At 37.6% G+C, this 24,802-nt stretch carries 19 protein-coding genes; 14 read left to right on the forward strand and 5 right to left on the reverse strand.

The features are described 5' to 3' along the window. Positions 1–136: 136 nt before the first annotated feature. The 3 genes from BKP57_RS17665 to BKP57_RS23240 form a co-directional block, all read right to left on the reverse strand. The gene (locus tag BKP57_RS17665) at positions 137–457 is read right to left on the reverse strand and encodes a hypothetical protein (protein WP_050352283.1); all 321 of its coding nucleotides are present in this window, start codon (positions 455–457) and stop codon (positions 137–139) included. 324 nt (positions 458–781) lie between these two features. Beyond that, positions 782–2,239, reverse strand: coding sequence for an aldehyde dehydrogenase family protein (locus BKP57_RS17670; RefSeq protein ID WP_050352284.1), 1,458 nt, complete (start codon positions 2,237–2,239; stop codon positions 782–784). Between the two features lie 20 nt (positions 2,240–2,259). Further along, a complete protein-coding gene (locus BKP57_RS23240; protein ID WP_050352285.1) occupies positions 2,260–3,123 on the reverse strand; it encodes a methyl-accepting chemotaxis protein in 864 nt (287 codons plus the stop codon). A 718-nt stretch (positions 3,124–3,841) separates the two neighbouring features. On the opposite strand from BKP57_RS23240, the gene BKP57_RS17680 reads away from it, so the two are divergent. The 8 genes from BKP57_RS17680 to BKP57_RS17710 all read left to right on the forward strand — a co-directional run bounded on the left by BKP57_RS17680 (position 3,842) and on the right by BKP57_RS17710 (position 14,252). Beyond that, a complete protein-coding gene (locus tag BKP57_RS17680) occupies positions 3,842–5,536 on the forward strand; it encodes a methyl-accepting chemotaxis protein (RefSeq protein ID WP_072742086.1) in 1,695 nt (564 codons plus the stop codon). Positions 5,537–6,621: 1,085 nt separating this feature from the next. Continuing rightward, a complete protein-coding gene (locus BKP57_RS17685; protein ID WP_050352287.1) occupies positions 6,622–8,583 on the forward strand; it encodes a lipoteichoic acid synthase in 1,962 nt (653 codons plus the stop codon). Between the two features lie 537 nt (positions 8,584–9,120). Beyond that, positions 9,121–9,216: a putative holin-like toxin gene (locus tag BKP57_RS17690; protein ID WP_072742087.1), complete on the forward strand. Its 96-nt coding sequence runs from the start codon at positions 9,121–9,123 to the stop codon at positions 9,214–9,216. A 519-nt stretch (positions 9,217–9,735) separates the two neighbouring features. Continuing rightward, positions 9,736–9,930 carry a hypothetical protein gene (locus BKP57_RS17695; RefSeq protein WP_050352288.1) on the forward strand — a complete coding sequence of 65 codons (195 nt, stop codon included), beginning with the start codon at positions 9,736–9,738 and terminating at the stop codon, positions 9,928–9,930. 332 nt (positions 9,931–10,262) lie between these two features. Beyond that, a complete protein-coding gene (locus BKP57_RS17700) occupies positions 10,263–11,462 on the forward strand; it encodes a CynX/NimT family MFS transporter (RefSeq protein ID WP_050352289.1) in 1,200 nt (399 codons plus the stop codon). Further along, positions 11,449–12,717, forward strand: a complete 1,269-nt coding sequence (locus BKP57_RS17705; protein ID WP_232231218.1) for an MFS transporter — start codon at positions 11,449–11,451, stop codon at positions 12,715–12,717. Before BKP57_RS17700 ends, BKP57_RS17705 begins: the two co-directional genes overlap by 14 nt. Positions 12,718–12,722: 5 nt before the next feature. Then, positions 12,723–12,887, forward strand: coding sequence for a hypothetical protein (locus tag BKP57_RS22305; RefSeq protein WP_156875372.1), 165 nt, complete (start codon positions 12,723–12,725; stop codon positions 12,885–12,887). Positions 12,888–13,073: 186 nt separating this feature from the next. After that, positions 13,074–14,252 (forward strand): anhydro-N-acetylmuramic acid kinase, encoded by a 1,179-nt coding sequence (locus BKP57_RS17710; RefSeq protein WP_072742088.1) that lies wholly within the window; start codon positions 13,074–13,076, stop codon positions 14,250–14,252. A 249-nt stretch (positions 14,253–14,501) separates the two neighbouring features. Here BKP57_RS17710 and BKP57_RS17715 read toward each other — a convergent pair whose 3' ends face one another. Continuing rightward, positions 14,502–16,151, reverse strand: a complete 1,650-nt coding sequence (locus tag BKP57_RS17715) for an SLC13 family permease (protein WP_050352291.1) — start codon at positions 16,149–16,151, stop codon at positions 14,502–14,504. A gap of 232 nt (positions 16,152–16,383) precedes the next feature. Here BKP57_RS17715 and BKP57_RS17720 point away from each other — a divergent pair, with 232 nt between their 5' ends. The 6 genes from BKP57_RS17720 (at position 16,384) to BKP57_RS17745 (ending at position 22,388) form a co-directional block, all read left to right on the forward strand. Beyond that, positions 16,384–16,980 (forward strand): pyroglutamyl-peptidase I, encoded by a 597-nt coding sequence (locus tag BKP57_RS17720; RefSeq protein ID WP_050352292.1) that lies wholly within the window; start codon positions 16,384–16,386, stop codon positions 16,978–16,980. Between the two features lie 235 nt (positions 16,981–17,215). After that, complete coding sequence (locus BKP57_RS17725; protein WP_050352293.1) at positions 17,216–18,397, forward strand: MDR family MFS transporter; 1,182 nt, start codon at positions 17,216–17,218, stop codon at positions 18,395–18,397. A 14-nt stretch (positions 18,398–18,411) separates the two neighbouring features. After that, the gene (locus BKP57_RS17730; RefSeq protein ID WP_050352294.1) at positions 18,412–19,152 is read left to right on the forward strand and encodes a Cof-type HAD-IIB family hydrolase; all 741 of its coding nucleotides are present in this window, start codon (positions 18,412–18,414) and stop codon (positions 19,150–19,152) included. Positions 19,153–19,952: 800 nt separating this feature from the next. Continuing rightward, positions 19,953–20,135, forward strand: a complete 183-nt coding sequence (locus BKP57_RS17735) for a cold-shock protein (RefSeq protein WP_050352295.1) — start codon at positions 19,953–19,955, stop codon at positions 20,133–20,135. Between the two features lie 348 nt (positions 20,136–20,483). Then, positions 20,484–22,007 carry an acetaldehyde dehydrogenase ExaC gene (exaC, locus tag BKP57_RS17740; protein ID WP_050352296.1) on the forward strand — a complete coding sequence of 508 codons (1,524 nt, stop codon included), beginning with the start codon at positions 20,484–20,486 and terminating at the stop codon, positions 22,005–22,007. Between the two features lie 24 nt (positions 22,008–22,031). After that, positions 22,032–22,388: a DUF779 domain-containing protein gene (locus BKP57_RS17745; RefSeq protein ID WP_072742089.1), complete on the forward strand. Its 357-nt coding sequence runs from the start codon at positions 22,032–22,034 to the stop codon at positions 22,386–22,388. A gap of 344 nt (positions 22,389–22,732) precedes the next feature. Here the strand turns inward: BKP57_RS17745 and BKP57_RS17750 are convergent, their stop codons facing one another. Continuing rightward, positions 22,733–24,745 carry a penicillin-binding transpeptidase domain-containing protein gene (locus BKP57_RS17750; protein WP_050352298.1) on the reverse strand — a complete coding sequence of 671 codons (2,013 nt, stop codon included), beginning with the start codon at positions 24,743–24,745 and terminating at the stop codon, positions 22,733–22,735. Positions 24,746–24,802: the final 57 nt, after the last annotated feature.

Here is a 24,802-nt window from a genome sequence, read left to right on the forward strand (position 1 = left end):
CAAAAATCGCTTTTCTGCGGGATCTTCAGCACGCGCTGTTCCCAGGAGTTTACATATTTTTACTACGCTAAAAATTTGCGTATACAGAATGGACGAACGTTTTATTAATCAGCTGTTTTAGTTATGTCAGAACCTTTTATTTCTTTGTTTGTAATTCTTTAATTATATCAATAGGATGTATTGAATTCTCATCTGTACCTACCCCTGGTTCATTGGTGTAAGGCATACAAAGGTCGGCAAACTTATTTTCATCTTCTAATAAAGCAATATAAGTAGTATATCCTTCAAAATCTGAAGGGAAAAGGTTTGCCTCTCCTACTTTATTTTTTAAAGCTTCATCAATTGCATTTCTTAGATCAATCAAACCTTGTCTATTTCCAATTATAAATGATTCCATATGCCAAGAATCTTGAGCATATATGTTACAAACACGTAAATGATCCGTATCAGAAGACATACAAACACACCCTTTACAATTATTTTATCCCGCATATAAGGTGCTGTAAGACTGCCTCTTCAGGAGTTGGATAATCTGGACTGCAAGATAACAGCACCTAAATGCTTGATTCGTAGAAGCCCTTAGGTCATATCATTACGGTACTAACAATCAGTGGGGGATGAATGAAAACCCTACTGATGGAAGATTCACTTTATATAATATTAACAAACATTGGTAAAAAAGTAATTAATTAAATATAAAGCATTTCCATTTCCTGTGGGGGATGAAAAAGCCCTCCTAATTTAAAGGATTCAATTATATATCCCCATCCATTTGTTTTTATTAACTGTATGGATAGCTTCTAGCTTTATGCTGAATGCTAATCCATTTAAAGGTAGTAAAGGCATCTAAGCTCCAATCTCCATTTAATCGGCCTAAACCGGAACTTTTTACACCACCAAACGCTACATGAGGTTCATCGTTGATCGTACCGTCATTAATATGAATCATTCCGGTATCCATTTGCTTTGCAAGCTCTGCCCCACGTTCAATGTCACTAGTATGAATGGCACCACTTAAGCCATATAATGTATCATTTGCATATGAAATAATCTCTTGCTCATCAGCTGCTTTAAGAATGGAGACAACAGGTGCAAACAACTCCTCTTGCGCAATGGACATATCGGGAGTTACATCCGTGAAAACAACTGGCTCAACTACATTTCCTTCTATTTTACCTTGGAGAATTGGCTTAGCTCCTTCTTGAATGCCTTTAGCAATTAAAGCTTTTGTCGTTTCTACTTGTTGCTCATTAATAAGTGGTCCTATAATGGTGTTGGGATTTTTGGGATCACCACAAGTTAATGTAGCTACTTTAGCCACATATTTATCAACAAATGCTTCATAGACTTTTTCATGAATAATCAGTCTATTGGCCGACATACAAATTTGACCTTGATGTGTAAAACGGCTAAATACCGCAGCACTCACCGCCAAATCAAGATCTGCATCCTCTAATACGATCAGGGCACTATTTCCTCCTAATTCAAGATGAGCTTCCTTTAAATATTTGCCAGCAACTGCACCAATATGCTTGCCTACCTTTGTAGATCCGGTAAAGGAAATAGCCCTTGGAATAGGATGTGCAACAAAGTGATCGCCGATTTCCGAGATCTCCGTTGTAATTACGTTAAGTAGCCCCTTTGGCAAGCCTGCATTCTCAAAAATAGATGCGATCATGGTTCCACCTGTAATCGGTGTATGCTCATGCGGCTTTAAAACGACTCCATTACCTGCTGCTAGTGCAGTTGCTACAGATTTCATGGATAGGAAGAATGGAAAATTAAACGGACTGATTACACCTACCACGCCAACGGGAATTCGATAAACCCGATTTTCTTTATCATCAATAGGAGAAGTTAAAATCTTTCCATCCATGCGAAATGGAAATGTTGAAGCTTCTTTTATCATATTTGTGACAAGACCAATTTCAAATTCTGCTTTTAACCTTGTGCCACCGATTTCGTCGATAATGATATTAACGATGGATTCATGATTGTCCTTAATAAATTGAACTGCGTTTTCAAAAACCTCTCGTTTTAAAACAGGATTGGTTTTTGCCCAGCTTTTCTGTACAGTAGCTGCAGCTTGATAAGCGCTGTCTACATCTTTTTTACTTGCTGCTTGATATGTAGCAATAAGCTCACCGTTGTAGGGATTTTTGTTCTCCATAACACGAGAAGACGTTCCTTCTTTCCAAATTCCATTAATATATTGACTGGATAAATTCTTAAATGACATATATAACCCTCCATAATAAGTTAATTTTTTAGCTGGATATTTTCTTTGGCAAGCTGAGCTAAAATTTGAATGTTACCATTCACTTCTTGAATCGTTGCTGATAGCTCCTCAATGGCTGCTGATTGGCTATCTGATTCACCATTCGCCTCTTGAATGTATTTATCTAAATTAGAAATCACTTCTTTAACGTTATTTGTTATGGTCTGAATTTCAATAACCTGATCTTTGGAATTTGCAGCCATCTTTCTAATTTCATCCGCAACTACTGAAAAACCTCTTCCATGCTCTCCCGCTCTAGCTGATTCAATCGCTGCATTCAGTCCTAACAAATTACTTTGATCAGCAATTCCTTTCACTACGTTGGAAACCTCTTCAATCGTATCTACGCGATTCGTAACTTCGGTAGCTTTTTCAGATATAAATGACATATTGTTTGCTAAACCTGTAATCGATTCAGCCATATCCTGTATTGTATTGGTTACCTCCTCAAATACAGTCGATAAATTAGAGGAAATCTCAGAAAGCTGATTTGCTCTTTCCACGCTAAGTCCTATTCCAACACCACCAATAACGTTGCCGATTTCATCGTGAAGAGGTATAGCCCTGGCAATTAAGTTTACACCGAACAACTCCGCTGGAACTATAGCTGCTTGATTTTTGTTTTGACGAATTGCATTGGTAACAATGTCCCCCTCTACTAATGGATCCCCGGGTTTTACATTTAAAGAGAAGGTTGTTGCTGGAAAATTAATGATGAGCTTTTCCGTATCATAAATTCCAATTGTAACATCTTCATTCATTAAGTCTTGTAAAAAAGGGGCAACTGTAACAAAAGATTGCAGCATTGGGTGTATATTTACTTGACTATCTGTTGATTTATTCATTTTATCCACACTCCTAGTCATGTTGTAAAGCAGTAATGTTCACTCAAGTTATTCGGAAAGAAAGAATCACTGGATAACTATCTCTCTAATTACTAATATCGGTAAGCGACCAACATTTATTAATTACAAAAAACAGATGCCTGTATGTAATTCAATGAAAGATTTTTCTGGAGTATGCTTCTGCAATACTATAAATAGACTGTTTCATTCGAAAATAAAAAAAACAACATCATCACTCACATAAACACTTTATGTTTTACTTGTATGTACCGATAAAAGATAAGTAGGTTATATCGAGGATAAAACTTACACTTCTCAGAAATATAAGATGTAATAAATCTTCCATTTCAAGCGTTGAAAATGATACAAAAAAGTCTAATTGGGGGAATAAAGCATCTACTAAGTACCTGATTCGGCAAATGGTCTTAGGTCATACCATTACGGTACTAACATTTATAGGAGATGGAGGAAAATTTCTACTGATTAAAGTTGCATTTTATTGGATGATTGCGAGTATTTAAGTTTATGCTGTTGGGAGGAATTATTACGATATCTGAAAATAGATGAGGGGTATCTTTGAATTAGATAATGGGTGGTGCGGCGATCAATTTGTTTAAATAAACTTTGCATTGTAGCAGCCAGCTACTACAAGTATGGCTTGAAAAGATAAATAGGTTAACATCATCAAAGGCTTCATAACATATAAGGAGGCAGGAGCATGCGCAAACTTTTTACATTTAAAAGTATTCGAATGAAACTTATCTTTGCTTTTTCTATTGTCATTATATTAGTAATATTATTAGGCATTGTAAATGTAGGTAGTATTAATAAAAGTAATCAAGATACAAAAGAAATCATAAAACAAGATATGCAGATCTTAGTCGCTCACGAACAGCTGGCACTTAATATGGCTGAACGAACAGGCTATTTGCGAGGATACTTATTATATAATGATGAAAGATATAAACAGAATTTTGAAAATACCGTTGAAAAAACAATCGAATTGGAGGAATTTGTTTTAGCTCACGATAACTCGGAAAAGGTTCAGTCTTTAATGGAGAAGAAAAAGGAGTGGGGAAAGCTTACGGATAAGTTTTTTCATGAAATGGAAAAGGGAAATAGTGATAAAGCAAAAGTGATCATGGCAAATGAAATCCGGCCAATTGGAAATCAGCTAATTGATGGTTTTAAGGAGTTAGCTCAAACGAGCGAAAATAAGATTACAGAAAAAGGCAAAAATGCCATTCAAATAGGGGAGTTTACTTTATGGATGGGCTTAATCGTTACGGTAGTTGTAGTCGTATTAGGAATGGTTACTGCATACATAACCGCTAATACAATCGCAAAACCGCTACAACGTTTGAAGGATCGAATGAAAAAGATTGCTGACGGGGAATTGAGTAGTGAAGCTATACAAGCAAAAGGGAAAGATGAGGTTGCTGAATTGATGATGGCGACTAATGAAATGAATGACCAATTGAAGGAACTGTTAATGTCGATAAAAAGTGTGGCTAGTGTGGTTGATGATAAATCACAAGGATTAAATCAAGCAGCAAATGAGGTGCAACAAGGAACAGAGCAAGTGGCTGCGACGATGGAAGAGCTTGCGTCTGGCGCAGAAAATCAGGCAAATCATGCTGCAAATTTAGCCAGTATGATGAATGATTTAAACAGTACGATTCAAGAAGTGACTCAGAGTAGTGATAGTATAGAGAAATCTTCTAAGGGCGTATTAGCTAAAACAAAATCCGGGCATGAAATTATGGAAACAACTAATGATCAAATGATGAAGATAGACCAGATCGTTAAAAATGCTGTTGACCGTGTCCGTGGGTTAGATATGAAGACACAGGAGATTTCGAAATTAGTAACCGTAATTGGTGAAGTCGCCGAGCAAACCAATTTATTAGCGTTAAATGCTGCTATTGAAGCAGCAAGAGCGGGAGAGCATGGTAAGGGGTTTGCAGTCGTTGCTGACGAGGTAAGAAAGTTGGCAGAGCAAGTCTCTGTCTCATTAAATGATATTAAAAGCGTGGTTAATGATATACAAACGGAGTCGGATCAAGTAACTACTTCACTTCAAGATGGTTACAAAGAGGTAGAAAATGGTTCTGAGCAAATGTCAAAAACAAAAGACACGTTTGAAGCAATTTACCAATCTGTTACTGAGATGACCGATTCTATTTCAGTAGTTAAAACACATTTTGAGCGTGTTTCTGATAGCAGTAAAGAAATGAATGCCTCGGTAGGAGAAATTGCAGCTATTTCGGAAGAATCAGCTGCTGGTATCGAGCAAACCTCCGCTTCAACGCAGCAAGCGAGCAGTTCGATGCAAGAAGTAACGTCAAATGCAAAACGACTTGCTAATTTGGCAGATAATTTAAAGACATTAATGCAGCGATTTACTATATAGACATGTGCCTTATAGTGCTTAATCAAAAAGAAGGTAAAAAGGATCAAGGTCGGCTATGGTCTCAGGCGTCCTTGAAACAGAAAAACACTTTTTCTGCGGGCGATGTATTGCTGGCGTAGCCTTCCTTGTCCAGTTGCAACGCCGACCTTAGCACGTCCTGTGCGCCTGAGTTCGAGACGGTGATGTTTCGAGTAGCGCGCTTGTACAGGATGTACTGACTTCTGTGCCCGTCACAGGATGTGGACGATTTGAGTAGCAGAACCCCATATACGGAATAGATACATGAGCACTAGTGAAGCTTCCTCGAAACACATTTTCCCTTGGAAAAGGGACGGAGAAATAAGCCAACTAGAAACAGCGATGCGTCATTTTGGGTTTTGAACAACCTCTTATAATAAAAACCATGGGTAGTACCATGGTTTTTTTTAAAAGATAAGAAAATATAAAATTAGGTGCTTGGAGATAACGAAATAACTGAATAGCCACGTCCGGCTTCAGCGCCCAGCAACGATGCGACTTTAGAAATGCGCCCTTCGATAAGGCGCATCATCGGTTCGCCTTTAAGAGGAAGGCCGACTAAAACGGGCTTGCCGCTCAGACGTCGGCATACCCCAGTTTTAGTGGCATGATTCCTTTATCCCGTAAAAAGGCGTTGTAGACTCCCACTTCAAGAATGGAAGCGATGAGCTAAACAAGTCGAAGTGGGAGGCAGCAGCAACTAAATCCCCAATTCGTTCAACTAACAATTAGCGGGGATAGAAGAAAACCCCGCTGATTGAAGGTTCACTTTATCTTTAGTTGATTCGTTCCATTCACTACGTTACTAAACGGGTCCCCAGCGCCTTTGTTCTTGGTAAAAATGGGAATAATTGAATAACTCAAGCTATGAAGTTTAACTTGAAGCAATGATAATATAGATGATTCGACAAAACATGATAAAACTAGTCAACTATCACTCTTAGAAAATAATTGACCCACAGGGGATAATGCGCTATAATTAACAATCGTATTAAGAAAAATTAATATTTAATTTAAATGAAATTAAAAAAGCAAAATTTGATTTTAAATAATTTGAGGTGAAAAAAGTGAAGAAATTAATATCCAGTAAATTAGGATTCTTCGCGGTAGCACTGGTACTTTTTTGGGTGAAAACGTATTTAATATATAAATATGAATTTAGCTTGGGTGTAAGTGGGGTGATGCAAGAATTTCTATTATTCTTCAATCCGCTAAACTCTGGGTTGATTTTTCTAGGACTAGCGTTGTTTGCGAAAGGAAGAAAAGCGGGAATCTGGATAATCATTATTGATACGATTCTTTCGTTTGTTTTATATGCTAACGTTGTTTTTTATCGCTTTAATAGTGATTTTATTACCATTCCAACCATGCTTCAAACAGATAATTTCGGAAGCATTGGTGGAAGTATCGCAGATTTAGCAAAATGGAGCGACTTACTTTATGCGATTGACATCATTTTCCTGATTGGTTTATTTGTCTTTATAAGGAAAAACTGGTCCGTACAACGAATTCAACTTCGTAAACCTTTTTTAGTTATTGCTGCTGGTGTGTTAGCATTCACTATTAATCTTGGTTTAGCAGAGGCTGATCGTCCACAATTACTAGAACGGACATTTGACAGAAATTACCTAGTAAAATATTTAGGCGCATTTAATTTTACAATTTATGATGCAGTTCAAAGTGCTAAAACATCAACAAGACGTGTTTTAGCTGATAGTAGCGATATTACAAAAGTTGAGAATTATACAAAGTCCAAATATGCAAAACCAAATGAGAAGTATTTTGGTAAAGGAAAAGGAAAAAATATTATTAAAATTCATTTAGAGTCGTTTCAATCTTTCTTGATTGATTACAAGCTCCACGGGGAAGAAGTAACGCCGTTTCTTAATTCTCTAGTTAATGATCAGGAAAAAGGCTTCACTTATTTTAATAACTTTTTCCATCAAACAGAGCAAGGAAAAACAGCAGATGCAGAATTGATACTTGACACATCTTTGTACGGCCTTCCACAAGGGGCGGCTTTTGTAACGAAAGGCAATAATACGTATCAAGCGTTGCCAGCTATCCTTGATCAAGAACAGAACTATACGAGCTCTGTATTTCACGGTGATGGAAAGTCGTTTTGGAATCGTGATGAAGTGTATAAGCATCTAGGTATTAACGAATTCTATCATGAAGATTTCTATGATATGAGTGAAGAAAATGTTATTAATTATGGGTTAAAGGATAAACCTTTCTTTGAACAATCCATGCCTTATTTAGAAGATATGGAACAACCATTCTATGCACATATGATGACTTTGACTCATCATCACCCATATTTGATTGATGAGGAAGACGCAACGATTGACCCTGCTGAAACTGGAGACGGCTCTGTAGACCGATATTTCCAAACAGCGCGTTATTTGGATGAGTCACTAGAAGAGTTCTTCGAAGATCTGAAAGAAAAAGGGCTTTATGAAGACTCGATTATTATGATTTACGGAGATCACTATGGTATTTCAGACAATCATAATCGAGCAATGGAAGAAATCACTGGTGAAGAAATTACTCCAATGAAAAACGCAGATTTACAGCGTGTTCCGTTTATGATTCGCATTCCAGGTGTTGAGAGTGAAGGAACAAAAGAAACGTATGCTGGTCAAATCGATGTTATGCCGACATTGCTTCACATTTTGGGGATTGATGCTAAAGATTATATTCAGTTTGGTACAGACATGTTTTCTAAAGATCATAAAGAGTTTGTTCCATTCCGTAATGGGAATTTCATGGCACCAGAATTTAGCTATGTAGACGGAAAATATTATGATAGTGAAACAAAAGAAGTCATTGAAGAGCCTACGGATGAGATGAAGGAAATGCATGATACAGTTATGAAAGAATTAGAACTCTCTGATGAAGTGCTATATGGCGATCTACTTCGTTTTTATACGCCAAACGAAGATTGGGAGCCAATTGATGAAAGTAAATACTTCTATGGTGGTCCTAAAAATGACCCTAAAACGGACACCAAAGCTGAAGAAGAGTAATGATAAAGATCGGTTGACAGCCATGTGCTGCCAACCGATTTTTTATCCCGTATATAAGGTGCTGTAAGACTCCTACTTGAGGAGTTGAATATTCTGTACTGCAACAAGTCTAAGTGGGGGATGAATGAAAACCCCCACTGTTGAAGATTCACTTTATGCTTATAGAACAATATTCGACCTTTCAAATAATGACTTGTCTGATAAGTCTTACCTGAAGGCACTAAGCTCCCATGTATGTTACAAGCTTCCTTTTATGTACATCTAACAACTACTGTTATCTTTCAGACCGTTGTACCTTTTTTTATGTTCATTAAAACGACTATTTAGTAACAATACCTTTTAAATGCATTACATCTTAAGAGAGTGAGAGCATACAATGAAGTATACAAGCTTATGATTGCTTGTAACATACATGTAGAAAAAAACGGAACAAATGTTCTGTTTTCGGGTATTTATTTCTATATGTATGGCATACTAGGTATAGATAATGTTCTTGTAGGATCGGCCGGCTAGCCCTAAAAGAAAGGGGGGAGCCAGGTGAATGTTTATGAAGTTTTTGTTGTGATTTTTGCGTTTGGCACCTTTCTGGTGACGCTGTTGACACTGATCGTGCGAATAATTAATAAAAAATAGACCTCCAGTATCGAGTAACTAATCGTAGAGGCCTATTTCTATACAGCTGATCCTCGTTTTAAGGACCGCTTATCCTTAGACCACAGCTTTCTCTGTGGTCTTTTTAGTATATGTATTATTGTGCCAATAGTATACCATAAAAGCTAAAGCGAGCCAATAAGCGAATTGCTTTATCATTGCTAGTTGTATTCGCCCTCCGTGTACGCATATGTTCATCGTTGTGTAAATACATAGATAGAGTGTGAAATCGGAAAGTTAAAGTTAAAGTTAAAAAACTTTCGTCTTTTTCATACAATATATTTTAAATAAAGTGTGCTACATTGTCATCATTAGACAACAATGTAGTTGTTTCGGCAATTTTCTGAAATACTAACTTCCTTTCGACATACAACTGTTTTAATGCGAACTTGACTTCATTTGCTAGGTGGGTATATAGTCTTGGTAATGCTGGATTAAACAGGCACTTAGTCCTAATAAATCGTGAATATAAGCTAAAATAGCAAAGGAGATGTTGAAAAATTGGATTGGCAAACGGAAGGGATAAAATTGAACAAGCATTTACTATTAAAATGTGTAACCATGAGACATTTGGAATTTTCCTATAGAAAAAAGCAACTGTCTTTTATATTTAACTATTTAAATGACTTATCTAATAGCAATCAAGCGCAACGAGAAATATCAGAAAAATCAAAAACGGAAAGGTGTTCTTATTAAAAATTCACATGTCTATTTCTTTGAGGAAGGATATTTTTAAGGTACAACCGTTAAACAATGCTTTGTCACGCATGTAACTGGCTGGTAGTAGGACCTTTGTTTCAAAATTGGGGGTGAAATGAAAGGTAACGAAAGGTTCAACTGCAAATCAAATGCCCGGTTCTAATCAGAGACCATCAGGTTACACCTACGAACTAACAATTAGTGGGATAAATAAAATTCTATTGACTGAAGATTCAATTTTAACGTTCCTTTTACAGAAGCCTCTTATAGGAATGAGCAAGTTATGCTATATTAGAGAGGAATTCTTTACAAAGGAGAGTAGCGACGAAGTGGAGCAAACAAACGAAAAGAAAGCCATATTGTACAAATATTTATTAATAACGGGAATCATAGTCGCTGCTTTTAACTTACGTCCAGCAATCACATCTGTGGGTCCTCTTATTGGTGTGATACGTGATCGCCTTGAACTAGCTAACTGGAGTGCAGGATTACTTACAAGTCTTCCACTATTAGCATTTGCAATCACGTCTCCGTTAGTAGCCAGATTAAGTCATCGATATTCAAATGAATCTGTGATGGTGGCAGGTCTGCTTATTCTGTTTATCGGTATTAGCCTGCGCAGTTTTGCAATTATTGGTCTTCTTTTTGCAGGAACATTATTCGTTGGGTTAGGGATAGCAGTTTGTAATGTGTTATTACCGAGCATCATAAAAGAAAACTTCCCATTTAAGGTAGCACTTATGACGAGTATTTATTCTACAGCAATGGGGGTTTTTGCGGCATTAGCTTCAGGGGTAAGTGTTCCAATTGCTGAAGGACTAGGCATGGGATGGCAAATTGCCTTATGGGTATGGGCGGTTCCTGCGTTTGCGGGGATTGTAGTTTGGTTTCTCTTAATGAAACGGAAAAAAGGAGAACGACATGTGGTGTATTATGGAAATAGTACTAAAAATCAAATATGGTGCTCCCCATTAGCATGGCAAGTTGCTGGGTTTATGGGATTTCAATCTTCTTTATTTTACGTCACCATCTCCTGGATGCCGGAAATTCTGCAGGCGAATGGAATAACTGCTTCAGCTGCTGGGTGGTTGTTATCTTTCATGCAATTTATTGGTTTGCCGGCAAGTTTTATTGTCCCTGTCATTGCTGGTAAATTTCGTTCACAGCAAGGTGTCGTGCTCGTAATGGGATTATTCGCCATTAGTGGTTATGGAGGTCTTTTATGGGGGCAAACGTTTGGGACCATGATCATTAGTATTGTTTTGATTGGTTTTTCATTAAGTGGAATGTTCGCTTTAGCATTAACATTACTTGGAATGCGTGCTCGAGATGCAAAGCAAGCTGCTCAGTTGTCTGGAATGGCGCAGTCTTTTGGGTATATTCTCGCAGCTTTTGGTCCGATTGCCATAGGCTTTTTGTTTGACGCAACACAAACTTGGGATATTCCATTAGTAACGTTAATTATAGTAGCCATGATTGTGGTCATATTTGGTTTCGGAGCCGGGAGAGATAAGTATGTATTCGACTGATGAACAGAGAATGACGAAGAAAGAAGCGATGAATGACAAATGGAGCGACTCGTCACCATATAGTTTAAAAGATATTTACTTTTGGAAAATTACAGCTAGTCTAGCGTTAGCTTCTTTTTTTATTTTTGCTAGTATGTATGCTGTCCAGCCACTGCTCCCTGTATTTGTGGAGGAATTTGAAGTTAGTGTATCTGTATCCAGTTTGTCTATGTCGTTTACCATTATTGGGTTAATTGTTGGTCTGATTATGTTAGGATTTTTATCTGATCGGATGGGCAGGACGAAATTTATTAAACTGTCCCTATTAGGATCTATCATCCCTTTTTTACTGATGCCTTTGACAGACGGTTTTATCGTATTGATTGTGCTTCGACTTATCCAGGGGTTTGCGCTTGCTGGGCTGCCAGCAGCGGCTCTTGCATATATTCATGAGGAGATTGAACCTAAAAGTGCGGCTTTTGCAACGGCGCTATACATTTCTAGTAATGCGCTTGGTGGCATGGTTGGAAGAGTAATAACGGGGGTCATTGCAGACGTTGTATCGTGGCAGACTGCATTCTATGGTTTAGCAATTAGTGGAACCATTATATGGTTACTTGTCCATTTGATGCTACCTCGTTCAAGCTTCTTCCAGCCCAGTAATTTACGATTTAAAAAAGATATCGAAGGGTTCGTATTTCATCTTAAAAACCCTGCGCTTCTGCTCGTATTTGGGTTAGGGATTATTTTGCAAATGTCGTTTACAGGAGTTTGGACATATTTTCCATTTCACATGCAGGAAGAGCCATTTTTATTGCCATTGCAAACCATATCTTATTTCTTCTTTGCATACGGACTCGGTGTAGTTGGTTCGCCATTAGCTGGATGGCTTTCAGGATTTATTGGATTGAAAAAGGTACGTGTAGCTGGAATTCTAACGCTCTCGCTAGGGGTATTCATTACGCTAAGCAATTCGTTAATCATCATCATGGTAGGACTTTGTATTGCGTGTCTTGGCTTTTTCACAGCCCATTCACTTACAGCATCTTCTGTAAGTGAAACAGCAACGCATCACAAAGGAAGTGCTTCCAGTTTATATTTAGTAGCTTATTATATTGGGGTTTCCTTAGGAAGTTCAGCTTTAGCTCCTATATGGCATTATTTTCATTGGAATGGTTTAATTATATTACTTGGTTTGTTACCAATTGCGTACTTATTCTTTGTTCATTTTGCCACTAAATTTCAAAAAAATAAGCATCTGAGAGGAGGGGAATAGACTAGATGTTCAAACATCTACTTTACGAATTAATGGGATGGCTTTTTACCGGCGTAGGGGCATATTTTATTTATGAAGATCCAACTCTTGTTCTGCCCTATATTAGTTTAGGAATTGGATTAGCGTTAATCATTTTCCATTTACCAAAAAGCTTACGTCGAAAACAATAACTTCTAAGTTCTTTCATTTTTAAATAACAAGTTGAGTATTTGAATCAATTGAAACATAAATACATCTATATCTTTTATATTTTGAAATATAATTTCAATAAAGTTGTGTGTTGTGCTATAGTTAACAGGAGAACAATCTAAAATGCTTATGTACTTGTTATATTTAAAAAGAAAGGATAATGAAATATGCTAGGTTCAAGACAGTCAAGCAATCTTGTTGTTGGTTTAATGTCTGGTACATCCTTAGATGGAGTTGATGTAGCTGTTGTTGAAATAAAAGACCAAATGGATACGTTAGATTTTAAACTGTTGCATTTTACTAGTTTGTCATACTCGCAAACAATTAGAGATAAAATTTCAACCATATGTAATCCTAAAACAGCAAGCATTGAGGAAATATCAAGTATGAACATGTACCTTGGAAAACTATTTGCGGATGCCTCGCTTAAAGCAATACAAGAAGCGGGGCTATCATCCAAACAAATATCATTAATTAGTTCACATGGTCAAACTATTTTTCATCAACCAGAACCAAAGATGATTGCAGGAAGCGAAGTAACCTCAACTTTACAGATTGGGGATATTGGAATGATTGCAGAAAAAACGGGAATTATGACAATTGGTGATTTTAGAACAAGGGATATGGCTGCTGGAGGACAAGGAGCCCCACTAGTTCCTTATACGGATTATAAATTGTTTCGAAAAGAAGAACATGGGAGAGTACTCGTCAATATTGGAGGAATTTCAAATGTTACCATTCTTCCAAAGGGGTGTACAGAAGCGAATGTTTTAGCATATGATACAGGTCCGGGGAATATGATTATAGATGCTTTTACAAGCTGGGCTACTAATCATACACAGAATTATGACAAAAATGGCGATATAGCAGCGAAGGGGAAGGTTAATGAAGATTGGTTGTCACAGCTCTTGGACCATCCTTACTTTCAGCTAGCGGCCCCAAAAAGTACAGGAAGAGAGTTATTTGGCGAAGCGTTTGCAAAAAGATTATGGCAAGAAGGAGAGCGTTATCAGATGAATCATACAGATAAGATTACTACGATAACAGCTCTAACTGCAAAAACAATCGCTATGGAAATAAATAAGTTTATAAAGTCTGCTAATTTAAAGGAAGTATTCATTAGTGGAGGAGGGAGATATAATAAAACGTTAATGCGATTTATTGCCAATTATTTGTCTCTAGATGTAAGCGTGTACGGGATAGAAGAGATTGGGATGTCCGCAGATGCCAAAGAGGCTATCTCCTTTGCTATATTAGGGTATCAATGCTATAAGCAAAGAACGAATAATCTTCCTGCAGCAACTGGCGCAAACAATGAAGTTATTATGGGGAAAATAGCGTGGTGACCTATTTGGGCTTGAAGTGCCGTTAACATTTCAACATATGCTATTTATTCTATAACTTCCATTTCTAGCATTAAACAATGGAAAAAACATGTGGGAGCTTGTTATCAACTATAGCTCCCACATGTTAGACTTTAAAAATAGGTTATAGTTCAATCGAATTCAAACACCTCATTTTAATTGACTGTTATTTTATTTCGAACCGTCTTCATGACATTTTACTTATGTTATCCTCCACCACGCTAAAATCTTCTACTTTACAAAGTTAGGCACTTCATTAATGTTTATGCCCCAGAAAATAGGGAGTAAGAAATAGATTGCTAATGTAACAAGAATGGTGCCAATAATATTTAAAGCAAAGCCGGATTTAGCCATATCCTGTATTCGCAAGTAACCCGAGCCAAAGACGACGGCGTTTGGTGGTGTTGCAACTGGCAGCATAAATGCACAGGATGATGCCACTCCAGCAGCGATCATAACTACAAACGGGTGTACTCCTAATGCTATAGCAAGCGCTGCCATAATCGGGTACATCATATTTGCTGTTGCCGTATTTGAAGTGATTTCCGTTAAGAAAATAACTAGTCCGGTAACGGCTAACAATACAATGAAAATATGAATGCCTTGCAATGCTGTTAATTGATTTCCAATCCATTCAGACAGGCCAGACTGTGTAAATCCTGCTGCTATCGCTAAACCGCCTCCGAATAATAACAAAATGCCCCATGGAAGTTTAACTGCTGTATTCCAATCTAGTAAAAATGTGTCTTTATGATTTTTGGATGGCAGTAAAAATAAAATGACGGCAGCGCACATTGCAATAATCGCATCATTAATGTTTGGATTGATATGGACAAGGAAAAACGAACGTGAGATCCAGGCACAAGCAGTAAGTACAAAGACTGTGAAAACAGCTTTTTCTTCTGCTGAAGACTTGCCAAGCTTCTGTATTTCCTGATGAATTACCGCTTTTCCGCCTGGTAATTCCTTTAATTTTAATGGGTAGGCTACTTTAATAAGGTAAAACCAGATGATTAAAATAAAGACCCATGCAATTGGTACTCCAAATAGCATCCATTTGGCAAAGGAAAGCTCTATCCCATACATTTTATTAATTACTCCAGCTAGAGCGGCATTAGGTGGAGTGCCAATTAATGTTGCAATTCCGCCAACAGAAGCAGAATAAGCGATACCTAGCATTAAAGCTTTTCCGAAAGCAAAGTTTTCTTTTGATGTGTCTATGGAAGGGTTCCCTTTTAACGCCTCGGAAATTTGATAAATGATCGCTAATCCAATCGGAACCATCATCATCGCTGTAGCTGTATTGGAAATCCACATGGATAAAAAACCAGTAGAAACCATGAATCCTAGAATAATTCGATTCGTATTTGTTCCAATTACAGAAATAATCGATAAGGCAATTCTGCGGTGTAAATTCCATTTTTCCATTGCTAGCGCTATCATAAATCCACCCATAAATAGAAAAATGGTATCGCTTCCATAGGAAGACGTCGTTGTACCTATATCTAATCCACCAGTTAACGGAAATAGGATTATCGGTAATAAGGAAGTTGCAGGTATTGGTATGGCCTCTGTCATCCACCAAATGGCAATCCAAATGGTACTCGCTAAGACTGCTAAGCCTTCCTGAGACAAACCTTCAGGTGAAAAAAATAATAAAGTGATGGCAAAAAGTAATGGTCCAGCAATTAAACCGATGATCTGCCCTGGTTTATAATTGCGGTTGCCTCGATAATCATGATTTTTTCCTGCTAGAGTATCAGAAGGGTCTATGGACCTACTTGTCGATAATCTAGAGGTATTAGCCCTAACAAAAAACGTAAACATAGATTTTATTTCGTCATGTTTCTCCCACATCCAATTCCACGTTGACGAAAACATACATATTCCCCCTTTATTTTCCCATAGTTAACATTATATGCATAGATGAAACAATCAGCAAGATAAGATGATTTCGCTTTCATTGTCAATAGAAATTTTAAAGTTAAATTGTTACATTTTTGATATTCTAAATTGATAAAGCGAAGATACTTTCATTTTTAGAATATGATATGATGGAATTTGGGTAAGAAGATTTTAAACACATTAACTTTAGGAAAGGGATACTGAAAATATGAAAAAAGTATTGTTAACCGGTTTTTCAGCTTTTTTAGATAATCCTATAAACCCAACCGAAGAAATCGCTGAAAAGCTAGACGGAGAAAAGATTCGAGACCATGAAGTTGTTGGAAGAAAACTGCCTGTTGCTTTTATGCAAGCTGGCAAACAATTGATTTCTTACATAGAAGAAATTGAACCAGATGCTATCATTTCATTAGGCTTAGCTGCCGGAAGAACCGCTATTACACCTGAACGAATTGCGATTAATTGTAATGATGGTCCAAAAGATAATAGTGGTTATCAACCGAATGGAGAAGTAATTGTTGATGACGGTGCCGACGGTTATTTTTCTACCCTGCCATTACAGGAAATCATCGCTACATTACATGCAGAAAAGCTGCCTGCTAAAGTATCTAATACTGCTGGGACATATGTATGTAACAATGTGATGTATCATGCCCTACACTTCGTGAAAAAGCAAAATTTACCGACTCCTGCTGGTTTTATACACCTCCCGGCCTCTCATGAACTTGCTTTGAAAAAAGAACTTCCCAGCTGGTCGCAATTTGATTTAATGAATGCTGTAAAAATAATCATTGCTAGTTTATAACATAGCTAGAATAGAAATTTTAAAGGAAAAAGTTCTTAAAAGGTTAAGCTCACATAATCTAAAAGCCGATTACGCAAGTCTTTTAACAAGCGCATACTATCGTTCTGCTTAAAGCTTATTTGCAGCTCAATCAATTAATAAAACTTTACAAAAGACGTAGAGCAACGTTATTGATTCGGTATACGAAATGGTTTAAAATAACATAGATACGATCATAAGATAGCAGGTGATAAGTATGCCAAAACAAATCTGGCTACTAGTAATAGCAACAACTGTAAATGTCACTGGAGCTTCTTTCTTATGGCCATTAAACACCATATATATGCATAATGAACTTGGAAAAAGCCTTGCTTTTGCAGGGTTTATTTTAATGCTTAACCAGGGTGCTTCAATTGCAGGTAACTTATTAGGAGGAATATTGTTTGATAAGTTTAGCCCTTATAGAACGATTCTCTATGGAACAGGTCTAGCAATTATTGCCTCAGCTGTTATGGTTTTATTTCACCAAGACATTGTTGTCTATTCTATTTCCCTTGTTTTCATCGGTTTTGGTTCTGGCATAACTTGGCCGGTTATGTTTGCAATGGCTGGTTCAATTTGGAAAGAAGGGGGAAGACGGGCGTTTAATGCCATTTATGTTGCCCAGAACTTTGGTGTTGCTTTAGGGGCTACTTTAGGTGGCTATGTGGCAAGCATTTCATTTAATTATATTTTTATTAGCAATGCAGTCTTGTTTTTTAGCTTTTTCCTTATTGTTTTGTTTACATTTAAACCAATGGATTCTTCTATAGACAGGCAGATGCATACGACTGTTTTAAAGCAACATGGAACTATGAAAGATAAAACGGCATTTGTTGCGTTACTTATTTTATGTGGTGGATTCTTAGTGACATGGATTGCTTATAGTCAATGGCAATCGACCATCGCTTCCTATACGCAAGATTTACAAATACCATTAGAGTTATATAGTAGTTTGTGGGCCATTAATGGCTTTCTTATTGTTTTAGGACAGCCTTTGATAAAATGGATTACGAAAAAGGTAACTTCCCAAAAAATGCAGATATATGTTGGAAATACAATTTTCCTTATTTCCTTTCTTATTGCATTATTATCGGAAACCTTTAGCATGTTTGCTATAGCTATGGTAATCTTAACAGTGGGAGAAATGCTTGTTTGGCCCGCAGTTCCTACGTTGGCAAATGATTTAGCACCACATGGAAGAACAGGCTTTTATCAAGGAATAGTAAATAGTGTTGGTGCGGCTGGAAGAATGGTTGGACCAGTACTAGGTGGGATTGTTGTAGATATGTTTAACATTGAACTGTTATTCTTTATCTTATTTGCGTTACTTATTATTCCTTATATAACGACAAGTATATATGATCGGGGTATTGCTTTGAAAAGAAAAATGGAATAAATGGAGGCAATAACATGGAACAAGCAAAAAGTATTAAACTAATCGCTTTAGACATGGATGGCACGTTACTAACAATGGATCATGAAGTAACACCACTGACTCGCCAAGCAATTTCTGACGCAATGGATAAGGGGATACATGTTGTATTGAGTACGGGGCGCTGGTTAAAATCATGCTATCCGTATGCAGAATCGCTAGGCTTACAATCTTACCTCGTTACAGTGAATGGGGGACAGATTTGGACGAAAGACAAAGAACTTGTAGAGCAACATCTATTCGATTCTAAAAAAATTGAACAGATGTATCATATTGCAACTGAGCTTGGGCTTACAACATGGATGATTACAACAGAACAAGTATATCGTAATGAATTACCGGATAATGTTCATGAACTAGACTGGTTGAAATTCGGATGTGAGTCACATGATCCAGTGATTTTAGAAAAAATGATTAAAGAGCTCTCTTATATTGAGGGTTTGGAAATGACGAACTCATTACCAACGAATATGGAAGTGAATCCTGAAGGGGTAAATAAAGCTCGTGCGTTAGAAAAAGTATGTAAAAAACTAGGAATAACGATGGATGAAGTAATGGCGGTTGGTGATAGCTTAAATGATATCAAAATGATCCAACAGGCAGGTATTGGTGTTGCCATGGGGAATGCGCAAGAAGCTGTGAAAAAAGCTGCAGATTATATCACGGATTTTAATAATGAGGATGGGGTAGGAAAAGCAATCCAGCGGTTTGCTTTGTAAACTTATTAAATACATTGGCTTTGTGTATTTGTTGTGAAAGATATAGGATTGCTATCTTTTAAAGTTTGTAAAAATATATAACCGAAGAATCATTTGTTCTACAATGAGGCTGGGACATAAGCAAATACTATATAGCAAAAGTCGAACAATCCATTTATAATTGTTCGGCTTATTTGCACTATAGGAAAGTATAAGATTTTTTTGGTTTATAGTATAAGAAAAACAAAGGCTATCCGCCATAAGAATTGGCGACAAGCCAAGTTTTTCTAACAGAATAAGAAAGTATAAAATGAGGTGCTTGGAGATAACGAAATAACTGAATAGCCACGTCCGGCGCATGAGCCCAGCAACTAGGCGACTTTAGAAATGCGCCCTACGATAAGGCCTCATCGGTTCGTTACCTCACCGTGATTCCTTTATCTCAGTTGATTCGTTCCATTCGCTACGTTGCTAAACGGGCGCCCTGCGCCTTTGTTCTGAATACCTGTTATTTACTTGAACTGCCTATAAGTTTAATTATGTACATAAAGGTGATCTAACTATCATATAATACAAGTAGAATAGAGCTGTCAAACTTAGAAACAGATACACGAAGGATGGTTCTTTTTTGTGTCGTAAAGTATGAATAGAGAGATCGTCACAACATGCTTGAAATTGCGGGTGAATATGCTGCATTAGTTGAAAGGTTTCAAGATGAGAGTAGCCTTGTAAATATTTGACAGGCTCCGTTTTTTCAGTAGCTTTCTTTCTAGTAACAATAGGCGTATAATAGAAGTTAGTATAAGAAAGGAGATGCTCATATGTCTTTTTCACGTGGACCAAAAGAACCGGTTCCAGAAGTGGAAACGAACATTTGGTCATGCACCAGTGACGATTGCCAAGGTTGGATGAGGGAATCGTATAGTTTTGAGGAGGAACCAACATGTCCGTTATGTAAGTCCACGATGCAAAAGGAAGTAAGGATTCTTCCTGAACTTAAGTAGCATGAACCAGTAAGAAGTATCTCTTATTTATTGCTGCTAACCCTTGATGTCCCATCAAGGGTTTTTGCATATGGAAGATTTAGATCGGTGCATTCAGAAATCCTTTACAACTATGGAAGTTATCCAAATACCGCGTGAACATGTGAAATTTCATTTAACCTGCCAATATTGTTATCTTATGAATAACCTATATGTTTACAGCTAAGCTTTTGCAGTAACCCACGCTATGTGCTACTTTAAAAGTATAATCTTGCAATAATTCGGAATCGTTTGTTATACTGGACCTATAACCAACTGTTGTTTTCGAACCACTTGCAAACGCTTTCAAAAAAGGGAGGAGATTGTTCCGTGAGGTATGCCAATCCAAATACAGAGGGTGCAGTTGTTCATTTCAAGAATAGGTATGGCAATTTTATAGGTGGTAAATATCAACCGCCTGCAAACGGAAAGTATTTTGAAAATGTTAGCCCAGTAACAGGAGAAGTATTTTGTCAAATTGCCAGGTCCACGAAAGAAGATGTTGAAGCTGCTTTAGATGCAGCACATGAAGCTAAAAAGACGTGGAGCCAAACGTCGGTAACGGAGCGTTCTATGTTGCTAAATAAAATAGCAGATCGCATGGAAGAAAATATCGAAAAGCTTGCTGTTGCAGAAACATGGGATAATGGAAAGGCTGTTCGAGAACCTTTGGCTGCAGATATACCGCTTGCTATTGATCATTTTCGCTATTTCGCAGGGGTTATACGAGCGCAAGAAGGTGGAGTCAGTCAAATTGATAAAGATACGGTAGCTTATCATTTTCATGAACCACTAGGGGTAGTAGGGCAGATTATTCCTTGGAATTTTCCGTTGCTAATGGCGACTTGGAAGCTTGCTCCTGCACTGGCTGCAGGAAATTGTGTCGTCTTGAAACCAGCTGAACAAACACCAGCCTCCATTCATATCTGGTTAGAAATAGTTAAAGACTTAATTCCTGCTGGTGTTGTTAATGTAATTAACGGCTTTGGTTTAGAAGCAGGTAAGCCTCTTGCTACAAATAGCCGAATTTCAAAGGTTGCCTTTACTGGAGAAACGACTACTGGGCGATTGATTATGCAGTATGCTTCTGAAAATATTATTCCAGTAACACTGGAGCTTGGTGGGAAATCTCCGAATATTTTCTTTGCTGATGTGATGGATGAAGACGATGGATTTTTAGACAAAGCGGTTGAAGGTTTTGTAATGTTTGCATTGAATCAGGGAGAAGTTTGTACATGTCCATCTCGGGCTTTGATTCAAGAAACGATATACGATGAATTTATCGAACGAGCTATCGAGCGGGTAAAACAAATTAAACTAGGGCATCCACTAGATACAGCTACGATGATGGGTGCTCAAGCTTCACAGGAGCAAATGGAAAAAATCCAATCTTATCTAGATATTGGCAAACAGGAGGGAGCAGAGGTTTTAATTGGTGGTGAAATACGAAAAATAGCTGACCCTGATCTGAAAAATGGATATTATGTAGAGCCAACTATTTTTAAAGGCGATAATAAGATGCGAATTTTTCAAGAGGAGATATTTGGGCCAGTCCTCTCATTAACTACATTTAAAGATAAAGAAGAAGCATTAACTATTGCAAATGATACATTGTATGGTTTAGGTGCTGGTGTTTGGACAAGAAATATTAATACTGCTTATCGGTTTGGGCGTAATATTGAGGCTGGTCGTGTATGGACGAATTGTTACCATCAATATCCTGCTCATGCAGCCTTTGGTGGTTACAAAAAGTCAGGAATAGGCAGGGAAAATCATCAAATGATGCTTAGTCATTATCAGCAAACCAAAAATTTGTTCGTCAGCTATAGTGAAGGTCCAGTAGGATTATTTTAAATCGTTCATTAAATGGGGGATTATATGGTTGAACGGGTAACGGCAACAAAAGAAGCGCTTCATCTGATAGAAAAACTGAAGATGGAACACGGTGACTTAATGTTTCATCAGTCTGGTGGTTGCTGTGATGGCAGTTCCCCAATGTGCTATCCTCTCCATGAATTCCGTGTAGGTGAGGCTGATGTTTTATTGGGCAGTATTGGTGGAGCACCATTTTACATGTCAAAGGATCAATATGATTATTGGAAGCATACACAACTCATTATTGACGTAGTTGACGGGAGAGGTGGTATGTTTTCTTTAGAAGGGCCTGAAGGGAAACGGTTTTTAACCAGGTCCAGGGTATTTACAGAAAACGAACAATTGTCATTAAAGAAATAATAATAAAATTCTAGGAAATAAGCAAATACTATATAGCAAAAGCCGAACAATCCATTTATCATTGTTCGGCTTATTTGCATTAATAAAATTTCTATCACCGCTATGTCAAAATACTTCGCTTCCGCAGGTCTTCTCAGCTTCCTCGGAAAGCAAAAACCGCTTTCCAGCGGGGTTCGCCTCTAAGAGGAAGCCCGACTAAAACTGGCTTGCCGACCAGACGTCAGCATACCCCTGTTTTAGTGGCATGATTCCTTTATCTCCTCCGTTGATTCGTTCCATTCGCTACGTTACTAAACGGGCGCCCCGAGCCTTTGTTCATTGGTGAAATGGATGCAGGTGAAGGGCTATTCCTTCATTTGATTGAGAATTTCTACTGCTTTTTCTGTAGGGTAGCCACTTTTTCCTTTGATTTCTTCGATCATAACAGAAACAATAATATCCTCATCGTCTGTAGGATAACCAACGAACCAACCGTTTTCTTGACCTGAATCATCACTCGTTAATTTTAACTCTGCTGTTCCCGTTTTACCTGAGACAGGGAAATCAGCATTTTTTGCAGACTGCTTAGCTGTTCCGCTTACAACTACATCGCGTAAGGCTTCCTTTATAATGTCTGCTTGCTCTGGTGTAATTAATTTTTCTTTCCAAATTTGTTTTTTATCTTCATTTGCAAGCAAAGTTGGTTTCAACATATTTCCGTTATTTAAAAATGCTGTATAGGCAGTAGCTAGGTGAAGGGAACTCATTTCTAATTCTCCTTGACCGTAGCTCGTGTTTGCAAGCAGAACTTCATCATCTAACTTTCCTGAAGCGGAAATAGAAGATGCTGTTATCGGATACTCAAATGGGAAGTGTGTGCCTAAGCCGAATGCTTTAAGACCTTCAACATAAGCTTTCTCTCCCATGTTTACAGCTTGCATAGCAAAATAGATGTTATCTGAACGGACAAGTGCGTCATGTAAATCTACCGGACCGTTGGATTCGGATACACGGGTTACTTCATAATCTCCCCAGCCTTCTCCGTTGCTCCAAGTAAGTCCATTTATTTCTAATCCTTTTTTTGGATCAATCTTGCCATTACTCAATCCAATTGCAGCAGTAATCGGCTTCATAACTGAACCAGGAGCATATGTGGATGAAAAACGATTTAATAGTGGATTTTTGCTGTCCTCTTCTAATTGTTTCCAAAGATTTGGTGTGGTTCCATATAAAATATTATTCGGATTAAAAGAAGGACTAGATACTAAACCTAATGTTTCTCCTGTTTTAGCATTTATTGCTGATACAGTAGCCATATTACCATCTAATGTTTGATAAATCTTTTCCTGTACATTAATATCAATAGTCAATTTTATATTTTCTCCATCTTTTGCTTCTTTTTCAGCAAGGACGGTCTCTTCTCCGTCTTTCACGATTTTAATTTGGCTGCCTTTTTCTCCGCGTAGCTGTTTTTCATATAGTTTTTCAAGTCCTCTTTTCCCGATAACATCTTGGTCAGAGTAATTACCTTCTTTTTGTTCTTTTAAATCCTCTGCCGTCACTGATCCGATATAACCTACTAAAGCTCCAGTCGCTTCTCCTCCTGGATAAATGCGCCCTGTTGTTTCCTGTCTTGTGATACCATCAATTGCGACGAGCTGTTTCCAAAGCGCTTCCTCTTCTTTCGTAATCTTTGCTAGAGGTACAAATAAGTTAGGTTGAACCCAATCAGCATTTAGTTTTTCATCAATCGCCTCAACAGATAATCCTAGCAGTTGGGCAATTTTCTTTTTATTTTGGTCGGGGCTTGAACCAAGTTTTTCAGGAACAATCCCAACTTCGTAGATGATATCGTTCATGGCTAGAGGCATCTCATTGCGGTCACGAATTTCTCCACGAACAGGAGGGGTAGATTCGATACGCAGCTCTCCTCCATCTTTCATTTCTGGAAAAATGAAACCTGGATCCCATTCGATATACCAGTTCTCTTCATCATCTTCTCCCTGCTTTATTAAATTAGCCTCGTAGTCAAAAGAGATAGGTCCAGCCATCGTTTTCATGCTAACGGTGAAAGGGATAGTTGCTTTACCAGACTCTGCGGCTTTATCGGATTCATCTTTGCTCAATTCTTTAGCTTCAATTTTTAAATCGGAAACATGTAAATCTTGATAAATCTTTTTATAGCGATCAACAAACTGTTCTGTGGGATAGCTTTCCGCAGTCGATTTACTTACCATCTTGTACATTTTGCCAAATTCCTGCTTATTCCAATGATTGATATAGTTTGAGAATCGATCATTTGGTGTAGCGTTGTTATCGGAACAGGCAGTTACGAATACAATTAGCATTATAATTGCAATCAAAATTCGTTTTCTCATAATCACACCCCAAAATAGTATACGTCAAGTAGCATGGAAGGGCTGTTTCATCCATGT

This window comes from Virgibacillus sp. 6R (genome assembly GCF_001895305.1).
GTDB lineage: Bacteria > Bacillota > Bacilli > Bacillales > Amphibacillaceae > Virgibacillus > Virgibacillus pantothenticus.

What these genes read in the sequence shown, in the direction of transcription:
- BKP57_RS17665 (WP_050352283.1), bottom strand. Translation starts at nt 457, where the DNA reads ATGTCTTCTGATACGGATCATTTACGTGTTTGTAACATATATGCTCAA.
- BKP57_RS17735 (WP_050352295.1), top strand. Translation starts at nt 19,953, where the DNA reads ATGTCTTTTTCACGTGGACCAAAAGAACCGGTTCCAGAAGTGGAAACG.
- BKP57_RS17670 (WP_050352284.1), bottom strand. Translation starts at nt 2,239, where the DNA reads ATGTCATTTAAGAATTTATCCAGTCAATATATTAATGGAATTTGGAAA.
- BKP57_RS17680 (WP_072742086.1), top strand. Translation starts at nt 3,842, where the DNA reads ATGCGCAAACTTTTTACATTTAAAAGTATTCGAATGAAACTTATCTTT.
- BKP57_RS23240 (WP_050352285.1), bottom strand. Translation starts at nt 3,123, where the DNA reads ATGAATAAATCAACAGATAGTCAAGTAAATATACACCCAATGCTGCAA.
- BKP57_RS17750 (WP_050352298.1), bottom strand. Translation starts at nt 24,745, where the DNA reads ATGAGAAAACGAATTTTGATTGCAATTATAATGCTAATTGTATTCGTA.
- BKP57_RS17715 (WP_050352291.1), bottom strand. Translation starts at nt 16,151, where the DNA reads ATGTTTTCGTCAACGTGGAATTGGATGTGGGAGAAACATGACGAAATA.
- BKP57_RS22305 (WP_156875372.1), top strand. Translation starts at nt 12,723, where the DNA reads ATGTTCAAACATCTACTTTACGAATTAATGGGATGGCTTTTTACCGGC.
- BKP57_RS17725 (WP_050352293.1), top strand. Translation starts at nt 17,216, where the DNA reads ATGCCAAAACAAATCTGGCTACTAGTAATAGCAACAACTGTAAATGTC.
- BKP57_RS17730 (WP_050352294.1), top strand. Translation starts at nt 18,412, where the DNA reads ATGGAACAAGCAAAAAGTATTAAACTAATCGCTTTAGACATGGATGGC.
- BKP57_RS17710 (WP_072742088.1), top strand. Translation starts at nt 13,074, where the DNA reads ATGCTAGGTTCAAGACAGTCAAGCAATCTTGTTGTTGGTTTAATGTCT.
- BKP57_RS17705 (WP_232231218.1), top strand. Translation starts at nt 11,449, where the DNA reads ATGTATTCGACTGATGAACAGAGAATGACGAAGAAAGAAGCGATGAAT.
- BKP57_RS17720 (WP_050352292.1), top strand. Translation starts at nt 16,384, where the DNA reads ATGAAAAAAGTATTGTTAACCGGTTTTTCAGCTTTTTTAGATAATCCT.
- BKP57_RS17745 (WP_072742089.1), top strand. Translation starts at nt 22,032, where the DNA reads ATGGTTGAACGGGTAACGGCAACAAAAGAAGCGCTTCATCTGATAGAA.